At 54.8% G+C, this 13,886-nt stretch carries 11 protein-coding genes; 3 read left to right on the plus strand and 8 right to left on the minus strand.

What is annotated here, in order from left to right; genetic code table 11:
• Positions 1–5: 5 nt before the first annotated feature.
• A complete protein-coding gene (gene isdC / locus WMW72_RS26675; RefSeq protein ID WP_341418627.1) occupies positions 6–797 on the minus strand; it encodes a heme uptake protein IsdC in 792 nt (263 codons plus the stop codon).
• Between the two features lie 499 nt (positions 798–1,296).
• Between isdC and WMW72_RS26680 the strand changes: the two genes are divergently transcribed.
• The 3 genes from WMW72_RS26680 to isdG are packed head-to-tail and all read left to right on the plus strand — an operon-like array spanning position 1,297 to position 4,389.
• Complete coding sequence (locus WMW72_RS26680) at positions 1,297–2,253, plus strand: ABC transporter substrate-binding protein (protein ID WP_341418662.1); 957 nt, start codon at positions 1,297–1,299, stop codon at positions 2,251–2,253.
• A 4-nt stretch (positions 2,254–2,257) separates the two neighbouring features.
• Complete coding sequence (locus WMW72_RS26685; RefSeq protein ID WP_341418628.1) at positions 2,258–3,256, plus strand: FecCD family ABC transporter permease; 999 nt, start codon at positions 2,258–2,260, stop codon at positions 3,254–3,256.
• Entirely contained in the window at positions 3,253–4,389 is a 1,137-nt protein-coding gene (isdG, locus tag WMW72_RS26690; protein ID WP_341418629.1) for a heme oxygenase, read from the plus strand. The genes WMW72_RS26685 and isdG overlap by 4 nt, the downstream gene beginning before the upstream one ends.
• Positions 4,390–4,471: 82 nt before the next feature.
• On the opposite strand, the gene WMW72_RS26695 is transcribed toward isdG, so the two are convergent.
• From WMW72_RS26695 to WMW72_RS26725, 7 genes are all read right to left on the minus strand, one after another.
• Positions 4,472–5,575: a glycosyl hydrolase family 18 protein gene (locus WMW72_RS26695; protein WP_341418630.1), complete on the minus strand. Its 1,104-nt coding sequence runs from the start codon at positions 5,573–5,575 to the stop codon at positions 4,472–4,474.
• 27 nt (positions 5,576–5,602) lie between these two features.
• Positions 5,603–6,904 (minus strand): nucleotide sugar dehydrogenase, encoded by a 1,302-nt coding sequence (locus tag WMW72_RS26700; protein ID WP_341418631.1) that lies wholly within the window; start codon positions 6,902–6,904, stop codon positions 5,603–5,605.
• Positions 6,905–7,188: 284 nt separating this feature from the next.
• Entirely contained in the window at positions 7,189–9,144 is a 1,956-nt protein-coding gene (locus tag WMW72_RS26705; protein ID WP_341418632.1) for an FAD-dependent oxidoreductase, read from the minus strand.
• 313 nt (positions 9,145–9,457) lie between these two features.
• Positions 9,458–9,634 carry a hypothetical protein gene (locus tag WMW72_RS26710; protein ID WP_341418633.1) on the minus strand — a complete coding sequence of 59 codons (177 nt, stop codon included), beginning with the start codon at positions 9,632–9,634 and terminating at the stop codon, positions 9,458–9,460.
• A gap of 104 nt (positions 9,635–9,738) precedes the next feature.
• Complete coding sequence (gene dtd, locus WMW72_RS26715; protein ID WP_341418634.1) at positions 9,739–10,188, minus strand: D-aminoacyl-tRNA deacylase; 450 nt, start codon at positions 10,186–10,188, stop codon at positions 9,739–9,741.
• A gap of 107 nt (positions 10,189–10,295) precedes the next feature.
• Positions 10,296–12,494 (minus strand): RelA/SpoT family protein, encoded by a 2,199-nt coding sequence (locus WMW72_RS26720; protein WP_341418635.1) that lies wholly within the window; start codon positions 12,492–12,494, stop codon positions 10,296–10,298.
• 151 nt (positions 12,495–12,645) lie between these two features.
• Entirely contained in the window at positions 12,646–13,698 is a 1,053-nt protein-coding gene (locus tag WMW72_RS26725; protein ID WP_341418636.1) for a CotH kinase family protein, read from the minus strand.
• Positions 13,699–13,886 lie beyond the last annotated feature (188 nt).

The following is a 13,886-nucleotide window of genomic DNA, read 5'->3' on the forward strand; positions in this document are numbered from 1 at the left end:
TAGCTCTACAGCCCTTGACGGCGATGCTTGCCCCGAAGCTGCGTGATGATGAACAAGCCCGACACGATCAGCAAGCCAGTCAGCACAGCGAGAGGAGCTTCATCTCCGGTTTGCGGATTCACGACAGTGGCAGTAGCGCCTTGTCCCGATTTGCCAGCTTCAGCCGATTTCCCTCCCGCAGCAGGAGCCTGCTCGCTGGAGTTAGCCCCTGTCTTGCCAGGGACAGCCTTGCTGCTGCCTGCGGCCTGGCTGGCTGTGGACTTGGCAGGGTCCGTGTTCTTGGTTGAGCCTGCAGCAGCCGGCTCGTTCTTGGCAGGTTCGGCCGCTTTGGCTTTGCCGGTGTTTTTAAGCGTTTTTTGATCGAACAGGAAGCGGATCGTATAGTCGTGGTCGTAGTCGATATCCGGTACTGTCACATGGATTTTCGAGAGCAACGGCTTGCTCAAATCCTCAATCTTGAACTGAACGACCCGCGTATCTTCTTCCTTGTCGGTTTTGATCACTTTCGCATCAGGGAAGTCAGTGCCTGCGGCTGTTTTAAAGATGGTGATCCACTTACTGTGGTTCACCTGAACCTGAGCTGTGATTTCTCCACCCTTTACGGTCAGCACCGCTGGCTTTTCGAAATAATCGTTAGCCATCGACGCCGACTCGTTCTCGGCCTTCGTAATCACGTAGTCTATGCTGTATGTACCATCTGCCAGGTCAGACACCGCCTGGACGGCCGGCGAAACCAAAATCTGCAGAGCGAAAAGCAGCGCAAAAACAAAAGATGGTAAAGCTAACCTCTTGATCATCGTAACCTTTTCCTCCATATTCCGCGGACATTAGACAATGATTATCATTCTCAATAAAATGTGAAAAAAAATGACGACTACTTATCCGTCCGCATCAATATTCATTCTCTACTGCTTCAGGTGCTTCGTCTTCCATGCTCAGCATCCTGAGCCTGATCCAACTCCAACCCATCAGCCCTGATTTTTACCGACGGGTTGATGATAGCCCAGCTTACTGGAAATTGTCAACACTTTTCCGTAAAGGAAATTTTCCGTCATTCCCCTGACAGTTGCTGCAAAAAACTGTAGACATCAAGTTCTCTTAACTAAAACATCCAGAATGAATCTGATAAATTCGGTTCTCTGCATGATATGGGTAATCATTCCAAATAACTCTTGACATTGATATTCATTCTCATTATTATCGATATTGATATTCATTCTCAACTATTCGACTCTGTGCATCGACTTGCTTAACTGCAAACTGCTTTCGGATATAGACAGGAGGATTTTAGGCATGATGAAGGCCGCATTTATGAGCTCTGCTCTTGCCCTTCTGCTGGTGACGGTGACGGGGTGCAGCTCTTCCTCCGCTGCAGGAGGAGAAACGACGGCAGCGGCTTCCGCCTCTCAGGGCGTGACCGTCAAGGACTTTGCGGGAAGAAGCGTTGCCCTTAAGGGGGCACCCAGCAAAATTGTCGCATTGAGCAATGGGGAACTGGATATCGTCTATGCGCTGGGCAGCGAGGTTGTCGGGAGGCCTGCCTCCACTTCACCGGTACCGGTGAAGGCAGCGGAGAAGGCGGTGCAGGTCGGCTCCACGCACGGTATCGATCTGGAGAAGATTGCTTTGCTGAGTCCCGATGTCGTGCTTGGCAACAACCCAATGAACGCCAAGGACATTCCTTCGGTGGAGTCTCTGGGCCCCAAGATGGTGCTCTCCTCGGCCAATTCCATCGACGACATCAAGAAGCAGATTCAACTGATCGGCCAGCTTCTGCAGAAGGAATCCAAGGCAGCGGAGCTGATCAAGGGATTGGACGATAAGCTGCAGGCCCTTGTTCCCAAGGAAGGCGCCTCCAAGCCGAGGGTACTGCTCGTCTACGGAGCCCCGGGCACTTACATGGCTGCGCTGAACAATTCCCTCAGCGGAGATATTCTGGTCAAGGCCGGCGGGGAAAATATTGCAGCCGACTATCCGAAGCTGGAGAGCTATCCCCAGTATGCGCAGCTGAATACGGAGAAAATTGTGAAATCCAATCCGCAGCTCGTGCTGTTGATGAGCCACACGAACCCGGATCAGGTGAAGGAAGGCTTCATGAAGGAAATGTCGCAAAATGCAGCCTGGAGCAGTCTCGATGCGGTCAAGAACAACCGGGTCGAGGTATTGCCTGCCGATTTGTTCGGGACCAATCCGGGTACGCGGGTGAGTGAATCGCTGGATCAGCTCAGCCGTCTGCTCCAGACGGTGAAGTAGCCCTATGAACCTGGAACAGCGGAATCTCCGACGGAAGTGGGGGCTACTGGCAGCTCCCCTGCTCTTGCTTTTTGTTGCTTTCTATGGCTTGACTTACGGCTCTGTCCCCATCTCATTCCGTGAGACCTGGGACGTCTTCACCTCAGCCGGCGAACCGCTGCATGAGAAAATTATCATGAATCTGCGGCTGCCGAGGGTCCTGATCGGACTGCTCGTGGGAGCCTGTCTTGCAGCTTCCGGAGCTTTGCTCCAAGGGGTTATGAAAAATCCGCTGGCCGACCCGGGCATCATCGGGGTTTCCGCCGGCGGGGGGCTCGCAGCCATTATGGCGATGATCGTGTTCCCTCAGCTCAGTTATCTGCTGCCTCTGCTCGCATTCGGCGGAGCGTTTGCGACCTCGATCTTTATTTATTTGCTAGCCTGGGACAAAGGCTCCTCTCCGCTGAAAATCGTGCTGGCCGGCGTCGCCATCAACGCGCTGCTCGGCGCGGCAACTAACGGATTCATGGTGATTTACAGCGACCGGGTTCAGGCTGTGCTTCCCTGGCTTGCGGGCGGACTCAGCGGGCGGAGCTGGCATCATCTGTCGTTCATGGCGCCCTATGCGATCGCTGGGCTGATCTTGACGGTGTTCGCGATCAAGCCGGCCAATCTGCTGCTGCTCGGCGACGATGCTTCCAAGCTGCTCGGGCAAAAGGTAGAAATCCAGCGGCTCGCGCTGATTCTGCTCGCTTCTCTATTGGCCGGGGCGGCCGTCAGCGTCGCCGGACTGGTCGGATTTGTCGGGCTGGTCGTCCCACATGCCGTGCGTCTGCTGGTCGGCGACGATTACCGCTTCCTGCTCCCGCTGTCGATTGCAGGCGGGGCGGCGCTGGTCGTCTTCGCGGATACGGTAGCCCGGTCGTGGTTTGACCCGATCGAGCTGCCGGTCGGTATACTGCTGGCTGCGTTAGGCGCACCCTTCTTTTTATACTTGCTGAAGAAAAGGGGGCTCACGGGATGAGCGCGATCGAAGCGAAGCATGTCCGTCTCCAGGTAGGCGGGTTCGGTATGGAGGATTTGTCGGTCTCGTTCCCCGCTGGGAAGATGACCGCCATCGTCGGGCCTAACGGCTCCGGCAAGTCCACGCTGCTGAAAATCATCACCCGGCTGGTACAGCCTGACCGTGGCGAGGTCGAGGTGCATGGACAACCGGCCAAAGCCTATTCCTCCGTGCAATTCGCCCAGACCATCGCGATGCTGACCCAGTCGAAAGGACAGTTACCCGATATGACCGTGCGGGAGCTCGTCGCCTACGGCCGATCGCCCTACAAGCGATTATTCGACCGAATGAGCGCCGAGGATCAGGAGATCGTCGATTGGGCGCTACAGGTCACCGGTACCAAGCGGAATGAGCACCGGATGTTTCAAACTTTGTCGGGAGGTGAACAGCAAAAAGCTCGAATTGCCATGGCTTTGGCTCAGAAAACGAATATTCTTCTGCTCGATGAACCGACAACCTATCTGGACATTTCTCATCAACTGGATGTGATGGAGATGCTGGAGACGATCAACCGGGAGTATGGACTTACCATCGTGATGGTTCTGCACGATCTGCAGCAGGCTGCCGCTTACTGCCACTTCATGATCGCCATGAAGCGCGGTAAAGTCGTCGAAACCGGCGAACCGAAGGAAATGCTGACCAGCCGCTTCCTGCAAGAGGTGTACCGGATCGAAGCCAAAGTCAAATTCGAAGACGATTATCCTGTCATTATCCCGATTAAACCTGTAACAAAACCTAAGGAGGAATTATCCATGATCATTGTAACCAACACTTCTCAAATTACGAAGGGCGAAGCCCACAAGCTGATTGAGCGTTTCGACAAAGTCGGCAAGGTCGAGTACATGGAAGGCTTTCTTGGCCTGGAAGTGCATCTGACTGAAAGCATCAAGGAATACGATGAAGTATCCGTTGTGACCCGCTGGACCTCCAAGGAAGCCTTCAACGGCTGGACCAAGAGCGAAGCGTTCCGGGAGTCGCATTCCCACCGCAGCACGCCGGAGTACATCCTCTCGAACAAAATTACGTTTTACGAGGTTAAAATCGTACGTCAGCCTATCGCAGCAGGCGATGCTTCTTCGGCAACGGCGAGCTAATACAGCTTCTTACTAATGTGAAAAAGGGCTGAGTCTAAGGACTCGGCCCTTTCTGCGTCTGTGTTCCTTCTTAGTCTTGAAACTATCTGATCCTTCCATATAAAGCAGACACGCGCTCGTCCGCATTCCGAATTTCCTGCAGCATTCCGGCATCCAATCCTCCCAGACGCCATAGAGCTACGCTGCCATAGCCCGCCTCACGTGCAGCCTGCCTCCAGAGCTTCAAGGTCAGCTCATCGGCATACCATACCTCGTGCCGGGCCTGCTTGTCATCTTTGTAAATAAAATAAAGGCTTCCGCTCTCCTCATCCCGCTCCGGCCGAACGCTGCTCCTCGCGGTCAAAGCCACCGCCTCTTTCTCTGTCAACGCAGTAACCCGTCCCTCGCTCCAGTCAAATCCTCCTAGTGCGAATGCCAGATAGCGATGACCGGGAATCCGGTCCAGCTTCGCAGCCAGCCGCTTGATCAAAGCCGGATTGGCCTTCGGACCGGGTCCATTATGTGTGCCATGCAGATTATATGCCATCATCACATAGACAGGCCCCTCAGGCAAAGAAATTCCTTCCAGCGGAGCTCCCGGCTCCAGCACGACTCGAAATTCCTTGTCCATCTGCTTCAGCCGGCCGCACAGCTCATCCATAAACAAAACTAGCTGTCTCCAGGTTTCTTCATCGCTTTTACTATAATTCAGCTCCACACCGTCGAAGCCATAACGTAGCACAGCATCGATCAATTCTTGCATATGCCGCCTCCGGCTTTCCTCCGTAGCCAGTAATCTTCTGACGAGAGCTGCTTCCCTCTGTACCACGGTACCATCGGGCAGATAGCGATCGTTGACGACGGTTAGATAGATCTCGCCAGTCCCTCCGTGCCCTCTGTAGGCTTTGACAAGCTGAGGCAGCGCAGCTTCGAATTCCGAAGTGACATACAACCGGTCATTCGCATCGAAATAGGCGGCAAACATCTGAACGCTTGCCAACTCCGCAGCAACCGGACGAAGATCGTCAAGCGCCTCCCTCCACTGCCAATCCGTTATCCATGCGGACATTTCCACAGGCGAATGCATGCCCTGATCCTCCCCGTTCACCTTGATGCAATACCAGAGAATGCCGCAGCCTGTCACCAGGATGAGCAAGGCGCCAGCGGTTCGACTGACCCGTCTGTTCCTAACCTGCACACCAATCACGACCAATCTCCCTCTTTATCAAACGAACTAAAGACTCCAATACAAGTATCCATTTTGTTCGAATTTCGACCGGCTATAGCTTGCCTTGATATCGAACAAGATTTTCGGAACGCCTTCGCCATACAACGCATCGAAGTCAGGCAGCCGCATGAGAGAGAACCGGCTATGCGGCACCGCGACGATCACCACATTCAGATCCTTCATCTCCGCCAAGTCCGTTAGCTGAATCCCGTATTCCTCAAGGGCCTGTCTGGCATTCGCTATCGGGTCAGCCACCTGACAGCTGATGCCGTACTCATCCAGCTCCTTGATGATATCCATTACCTTGGTATTGCCTATATCGGAGCAGTCCTCCTTGTAGGATAAGCCGAGCAGCCCAACCTTCACTCGTCCAAGATCCTGCCGCAGCTTCAACAGCAGCTTGATGAGCTGCTGAGCCACATATTTGCCCATGCCCTCATTAATATGTCTGCCGGCCAACATGATCTGAGACCGGTACCCGTTATCCTCTGCCCTGCTCATGAGGTTATAGGGATCAATTCCGACGGCATGACCACCCACAAGCCCCGGGGTAAACCGCATAAAGTTCCATTTCGTTCCCGCTGCCTGCAGAACGGCCTTCGTATCGATTTCCATCTCGTGGAACAGCATGGATAGCTCGTTCATGAAGGCGATATTGACATCCCGCTGCGCGTTTTCAATCACCTTGGCCGCCTCTGCCACCTTGATGCTTTCCGCTCTATAGACACCCGCCTCCACGATCAGCTCGTACAGCTCCGCGACAAACTCCAGCGTGTCCTCATCCATGCCCGAGACGATCTTGATCACATTCTCCAGCCGGTGTACCTTGTCCCCGGGATTTATACGCTCGGGCGAATAGCCGACCTTGAAATCTACGCCGCATATCAGGCCGGACTCGGCCTCCAGGATCGGAACGCAGACCTCCTCCGTTACCCCCGGATATACGGTCGCTTCGTAGATCACTACCGCTCCCTTGCGCAGTCTCCTACCCACGATCCGGCTGGCGGTGCGCACGTGATGAAGCGCCGGCTCTTGGTCAGACGGTACGGCGATGAGATGGACCATCGCCTCAGCCAGCTTGCTATCATCGGAAGTAAAGGATACCTGACTCTCCTGAATGGCCTGATCGCCGACTTCTCCGAACGGATCGGTGCCGCCCAGATAGGCTTCCATTCGGCTCTGGTTGGCCTCGTAGCCGATCACCTTGATCTTTTTGGCGAAAGCCAGTGCAAGCGAAAGCCCGACATATCCCATGCCGATAATGGCGATCTGCTCCTGACCGCTCCTGATTTGCTTATATAATCCCATAAGCCCGGCCCCATCCTCTCATCTGCACGTGACATTCCCCTGCATGTCCGAGTCTTGCATGCTTCTGCAAGCTTACTACAGAGGACTATACAATTTCTGAACGTCCACCTGCGGGGAACATCCCTTCGCTCGAGGATCGGGCCAAGACAAGCTGTTTTCCGGATAGCCTGCTCCTCGCGGCGCAGCCTAGGGACAGGAATCTGGCTCAGGGCACACCTTGCCACTCCCTAAGCACAAAAACAGGCGGTTCTCCTGGAGAGAACCGCCTGTCGGGCCAAAATAGCTTATTTATTTTTTTGCAACGCCTGGTATACGTCCTTGATCAGCATGTACGTATCGCCGTTGGTCAACTCCTGCTTGTTGGATATCGTATCGACAGAAGCCTTAGTCAGGAACCCCTTTGCTTGCAGCACGTCCACTGCGGTTTCCTGCGTCGCTTCCTGCTTCAGGAGCAATGCGAACATATAAGCTGCGGCATCCAGCGTTACCGGCAGCGTCTTCGCGTCCGTGCCCTTGGCGATCGCCGATGACGGAGCTCCTGGGAGCACGTCGGGCTTGAACTTGCGCATGCCTTCCAGCATGTTCAGCATCCGCTGCTGATTGCTTTTATCGTCGAGGCGGAAGTTGTTGTCATAACCGCCCGTTGCTAGACCCAGCTTGACCGCAGCCTTCAAGCCCTCGTAGGACTTGTGCTCGGTGAACGGTTCAGGCTTCAGTGTGTATTCGTTCAATACCATGCCCTGCTGCTTCAGTACCGCATGCAGCTCCGCGATCACTTCCTTGGACGCCGCCATCTGGCGGAAAGTCAGCTTCTTGTCCGCCGCGAGCTTAGCTGCGGCACCTGCTGCCTCCGCAGCAGCCATACCGATCGGAATAACACGCGCACTGCCGTGAGGCAGGGTATCGAAGCTGGCTGCTCGTCCTACAACGAGCAGTCCGTCTACCTTCAGCGGTACAATGCTGCGGAACGGGATGGCGTATTGCTTAGGATCGGTCACAACCGCACCCGTATCTGCCGGTGAAATCCGTTGGATATCAACCGGATACTCGCCAAATCCGATCCGGTCCCATTGATCCCGATTCTCCAGCACATCGATGATGCTCAGACGGTACTCGCCCTGGATATGACGCGTCTCGCGCACGTATAGCTCCGGAGCGGTTGCATCCAGCTCGATGCCGGCAAACTCCGGATACTTAGCCTTCATATAATCCACGATATGAGGTAGCTCGTTCTTAGCGAGTGTGAATGCCTCTTCCCGCGACTTGGGATCCGTACCGTCTATGCCGAATACCTGCAAGGCGTTAATCAGCATGGTGTTATCATTTTGTCTGCCGATGTTCAAACCGCGCATAGCCACGCGCTCTTTGTTCACAGGTGGGTAGTCCTTCATATCCTTGTAGCCCCAGGCGCTCATCGCGTTGGCGCCCGTACCCGGGTCACCGTCCCCTTCCAAACGATCCTGGACTTTCTTCCATACGTCAGGCGTAATATTCTTGAGGCGGAAGACTAGCGTTACCGCCATCCGGGATTTCTTGTCGCCCAGATCCTCACGGCCTGTCGTATAAGGCACGCCAGCCTTCGCAGCGATGTCGGCATCCTGTGTCGCATCGATGACAGAACCCGCCTTGACCGTCTTCTGCGTGCCGTCTGCCAGCGTCAGCTTCAGACCTGCTACCGTCTGTCCGCTGCTGCCTGCCTGCACGAGCGGATCCATGCCCTTCACCATCAACAGTACATCAATGTTTTTCTCCGCAGCTACCAGGTCATGGAAGGCATTGGCTGCTGTCACCACATCGAATGAATCCCCTTCGATCTTGCTGTACCAGGCGCTGAAAATACCTTTGTTCATAATCTCACGCTTGTGCAGCATGCCTTTGTCCGGCTCATAGTTCATATCGAGGCTGTTCAGCCAGCCAAGCGTCATCAGCCCGCCCAATATGCGGCGGTCATGTCCGTCGACCAGCAAGGTCTTCTGGCCGTTACGCGCCGCCGATACAGCCGCAGCGACTCCCTCCGGGTCCGTACCAGCCACGATAACATCATACTCGTCCGCCGGAGTCTGGATAGTCTTGATTTCCTTGAGCGCCTGAGCGGCTCCGGTGACTACGCTGTGCTTCAATGCTTTGGTCTTCCATACATAAATACCGCTGGCTCCGGCCGCAAGGATGATGATCGCCACCAACACTGCGATGTAACCCTTCAAATTGCCACCGGAAGCATACCTAGAATTGCCTGCCATGTCACACCTCTTGTATAAAGAATAAGGACTTCCTCCAGATCTGCCTTCTTGAGAAGCAGGTCTGGCTACAACGAATACTGCCATAAATAATAATACGAGAGAACCGTGCAAAAAGTTGCAGATTTTGCCCAAAAACGACAGCATTCAGACAAATTTGCTTATATAAAGGGGAATGACACGCATTCTCGCGTTATTACAGGCTATTTTCTCACGCTGACGCGATTCTTCTTCCTTGGATGAAGCTATCGAACTGCAGACATAGAAACAGGCCACTGCCCGCGCTATAACGCGCGGGCAGTGGCCCTCATCTGCTTCAACGGAACGTTTTGCGGGGTGTCCGCTTCAACTGTTCCTGGGCGGAAGAATGTCCGGCACTCCATGAGCCGGCGCCCCTCTCTGCAGAGAGCAGCGCAGCGGCCTCTTCCATGTGTCCAAGAGTCACATACAGTTCCGGCATAAGCGCGATTTGTTCCTTAGGGGAGCGATACATCGCCCTCAGCCTCCTTGGGGAATCAAGATGTCAAGAAGAGTCTTGCATCTGTCAGGTTACCCCAAAAACAGCCTGTTTAACCTCTCTGGCCAGTGAATGTTCAGTTAGTCACGAGACTTGCTTTCAATAATTAACGTGACGGGACCGTCATTGACCAGGGACACGTCCATCATGCAGCCGAACCGGCCAGTCTCCACATGCAGTCCCTGCTCTCTGAGGAGGGCATTGAACCGCTCATAGAGCGGCTCGGCTATCTCCGGACGGGCAGCGGCCATAAAGTTCGGACGTCTGCCCTTCCTGCAGTCACCGTACAAGGTGAACTGGGAGATCGACAACACCTGCCCGCCTGTCTCCTGCACGGACATGTTCATCTTGCCCGATTCATCCTCGAAGATCCGCAGTCCGGCCACCTTCTCCGCAACATAGCGCGCATCCTGCTCGGTGTCGCCCTCAGCGACCCCCACCAGCAGCACGAGGCCTCTCGGAATGCTTCCCACCGTCTCACCGTTCACGGCCACGCTTGCGGCCTTGCTTCGTTGCAGCACAACCTTCACTTCAACTTGAGCCCCGTTTCTATGCGTAAACTGCATTCCTCGAATAACATGGACGTCGAATCGCATTTCATGCAGGATGGGTACCGGCAGGCGCGCTACGCCCGCCTCTAGGCCTGCATGATCCTTTGCACGGAATAGACATCCTTCACACGCTTGATTTTCTCCACGACCGCGTGCAGATGGTCGATATTGCGGATGAGAATCGTCATATGAATCAACGCCATCTTGTTCTTGTCCGAACGGCCCGTCACGGCAGAGAGGACGGTCTTGCTCTCCGATACGGCCTGAAGCACTTCGTTGAGCAGATGCCTCCGGTCATGACCGGTAATCTCGATCTCGACGTAATAATTGGCCTCCACCTGATCAGCCCACTCCACATCGATCACGCGGTTCCCTTCGTCGCTGCACTCCGGCGAAGGGATGTTGGTACAATCGGCCCTGTGTACGGAAACGCCCCTACCTCTTGTAATGTAACCGATAATTTGATCCCCCGGAACCGGGTTGCAGCAGCGAGCGAAGCGGACGAGCAGGTTGTCGACGCCCTTGACGCGGACACCGTTCGTTGGGCGTCCCTTGCGCTCCTTGTCGATCGAAGGAGCCTTCATCTCCTTCACTTCGGAAGTCAGCTGCATCGCCTGCTGCTGCGCTTCCTCCGCTTCCTTGCGTGCCTTCTCGGTGAGCCGGGTCACGATCTGGGCTGCGGTGATGCCGGAGAAGCCTACGGCGGACAACATGTCCTCCACTTCGTTGAAGTTGAACTTCTTGGCAACCTCCATCATCTCGTCGTCCTTCATCATCTGAGACGGCTCGTAGCCCAGCCGCTTTAGCTCGCGCTCGATCATCTCGTGGCCCTTGATGACGTTTTCCTCGCGGCGTTCCTTCTTAAACCATTGTTTGATCTTCGTCCGCGCATGTGACGACTGGGCGATTTTTACCCAGTCCTGGCTTGGTCCGTACGAGTGCTTGGACGTCAGAATCTCGACGATATCGCCTGTATTCAGCTTGTAATCCAGCGGCACGATGCGACCGTTGATTTTGGCGCCGATCGTCCGGTTCCCTACCTCCGTATGAATCCGGTAAGCAAAATCAAGCGGCACCGAACCTGCAGGGAGCTCGATCACCTCACCCTTAGGCGTAAATACAAAAACAAGATCGGAGAAGAAATCCATCTTCAGCGACTCGACGAATTCGGACGCATCCTCTGCTTCATTCTGCAGCTCCAGAATTTCGCGGATAAACTGCATCTTATCCTCGTAGCCACCGGACGGCACATTTGCGCCTTCTTTGTAAGCCCAGTGCGCCGCTACCCCGTACTCGGAGGTACGATGCATATCGAACGTACGAATCTGTACTTCCAGCGGCTCGCCCTTGGGCCCTATGACAGTCGTATGAAGGGACTGATACATATTGGGCTTCGGCATCGCGATATAGTCCTTAAAGCGGCCTGGCATCGGCTTCCACAGCGTGTGGATGATGCCGAGGGTCGCATAGCAATCCCTTATGCTGTCTACGATAATCCGCAGCGCCAGCAGATCGTAGATTTCATTGAACTGCTTGCTGCGGGCGGTCATTTTCTTATAGATACTGTAGATGTGCTTCGGACGGCCGGAAATATCGCCTTCGATGGCCATTTCGCTCAGCTTGTCCTGCACGGTATGAATCACGTCATTGATATACTGCTCGCGCTCAGTGCGCTTCTTCTGCATCAGGTTGACGATCCGGTAGTATTGCTGCGGATTGAGGTACCGCAGGGCAATATCCTCCATCTCCCACTTGATCGCCGATATCCCCAGACGGTGGGCAATCGGACAGAAGATTTCCAGCGTCTCGTCCGCGATGCGCCGCTGGGCCTCCTCAGACTGATGCTTCAAGGTACGCATATTGTGCAGCCGGTCGGCGAGCTTGATCAGAATGACGCGGATATCCTGAGCCATCGCGACGAACATCTTGCGGTAGTTCTCGTTCTGATGCTCTTCTTTGCTCTTGAACTTAATCTTCTCCAGCTTGGTCAGGCCGTCAACGATCATGGCGCAGGTCGCCCCGAACTTCTCCTTCACGGACTCCAGCGGCACCGTCGTATCCTCCACGACGTCATGAAGCAGCGCAGCGATGACACTCGTCGTGTCCATCTGCATATTGACCAAAATCTCCGCTACGGCCAGCGGATGCAGGATATACGGCTCGCCCGACTTCCGAACCTGACCATAATGGGCTTGATCGGCAAATTCGTAGGCCTCCCGAATCCGAACGAGATCCTGCTCTTTTATATAACTGGATGCCTTCTCAAGAAGCTGCTCTATCCCCATTGGTCTGATCCATTCCCTTAACACGATTTTAATCCATTATGCCCCTGAATCGTACCCTGCGTCAAGAATTTGCGGGACAAACCGACATATTGTGCCAAGCTGGCAAAAAAAGCATTTCGCCGCTCTGCGTGAAATGCTTTCTAGCCTCCGCTCATAGCCTCTCCAGAGCAGCCTGCACCAGCCTCCTGCGCTCTTGCACATAACGCCGGATCACGCCCCGTTCCCCTTCGAATTCTGCGAATGTCCACTTCCGCGAAACATCCTGTCTCACCTGATCCCGGATCAGGCCATGCATGGATTCGACAACCGGCATGATCCGGTCCACAGTGAAGGTCCGGCGAAGCGCGCTGCCAAGCCGCCGTTTGTAGGCCGACCTCCAGGAGGGCACCCGGAGCAGCTGCCGGGTCAGCTCATTGTACCCCTTTACCCGAACCAGATCGCTTCCGCAGAGCTTGCCGTAGCAATTGCGCCCCCAGGTTCCCTCGTAGTCCCAAGGGAGCATCCTGTACTTCAGCGTGACTGGGCTGCGGTATAGGGAGTAGTTCTGTACAAAGCCGTCGTAATTGCCCGTCAACACGGCTCCGCTCAGCCATCTGGCATAATTATCGATATCCATTTCCCGTTTTATAACCCGTGTCCTGCTCGTGCCCGGAGCATTCAACCGTCTGATAAATGCCGCCAGCCTTCTCCCATCCTCTCTCGTCCCGAGCTTCCGCTGATAACCGTCCAGAAGCGAAGCCTTGCGTCTGCCCGACTCCGTCCTGCTGCTAAAGTTGGCATGATCGTTCACCGCGTAGAACAAAGAACGAACCTTCAACCCTCTCCTGCGGAAAAACGACCGGTTCACACCTTCAATTTCCAAATAAACGCCGAGCGGCTGCCCATTCAAATAGAGCAGACAATGTTTGGCTCGAGGACTCGGTACCGCGAGCCAGCCGAAGAATTGAAAGGACAGCGCATTACGCAGGAGCGAAGGATCGTCATACTCTGCATTATAGTGGTAGGTTCGGCTGCCCAATCTTATCTCATAGGAACGCTTGGGATAATTGCGTGTGTGGCCTCCTCGGTACCGAAGCCGGATGGAGGCCTTTTGTGTACCGTCGCTGAATTCCGCCTGGACGAACCGGTCACTCCAAACGTCCCTCTGCAAGATCCGTAATTGCCCGGCTTCGACGACAAGCGATCTTACAGGCAGCACTGTCATCGGCCCCTCCTCCCGTCTGCACTGTCGGCATACGCAGCACGAAGCCCTTCGCGCGTCTGCTTCCATAGGCTGTTTGCTCTACCTTATTCCCTGATTTCTCAGGCTGGAACGGCGTGAGCCCGGAATCAAATCAGACACGATGATGTCCGGCGAATCGGACAAGAGCGGATATTGAGCGCTAACAGGAT

The organism is Paenibacillus filicis (assembly GCF_038070315.1).
GTDB lineage: Bacteria > Bacillota > Bacilli > Paenibacillales > NBRC-103111 > Paenibacillus_G > Paenibacillus_G filicis.

Coding starts and splice junctions, on each gene's coding strand:
- isdC (WP_341418627.1), bottom strand. CDS start 797: ATGATCAAGAGGTTAGCTTTACCATCTTTTGTTTTTGCGCTGCTTTTC.
- WMW72_RS26680 (WP_341418662.1), top strand. CDS start 1,297: ATGAAGGCCGCATTTATGAGCTCTGCTCTTGCCCTTCTGCTGGTGACG.
- WMW72_RS26685 (WP_341418628.1), top strand. CDS start 2,258: ATGAACCTGGAACAGCGGAATCTCCGACGGAAGTGGGGGCTACTGGCA.
- isdG (WP_341418629.1), top strand. CDS start 3,253: ATGAGCGCGATCGAAGCGAAGCATGTCCGTCTCCAGGTAGGCGGGTTC.
- WMW72_RS26700 (WP_341418631.1), bottom strand. CDS start 6,904: ATGGGATTATATAAGCAAATCAGGAGCGGTCAGGAGCAGATCGCCATT.
- WMW72_RS26705 (WP_341418632.1), bottom strand. CDS start 9,144: ATGGCAGGCAATTCTAGGTATGCTTCCGGTGGCAATTTGAAGGGTTAC.
- WMW72_RS26710 (WP_341418633.1), bottom strand. CDS start 9,634: ATGTATCGCTCCCCTAAGGAACAAATCGCGCTTATGCCGGAACTGTAT.
- WMW72_RS26720 (WP_341418635.1), bottom strand. CDS start 12,494: ATGGGGATAGAGCAGCTTCTTGAGAAGGCATCCAGTTATATAAAAGAG.
- WMW72_RS26725 (WP_341418636.1), bottom strand. CDS start 13,698: ATGACAGTGCTGCCTGTAAGATCGCTTGTCGTCGAAGCCGGGCAATTA.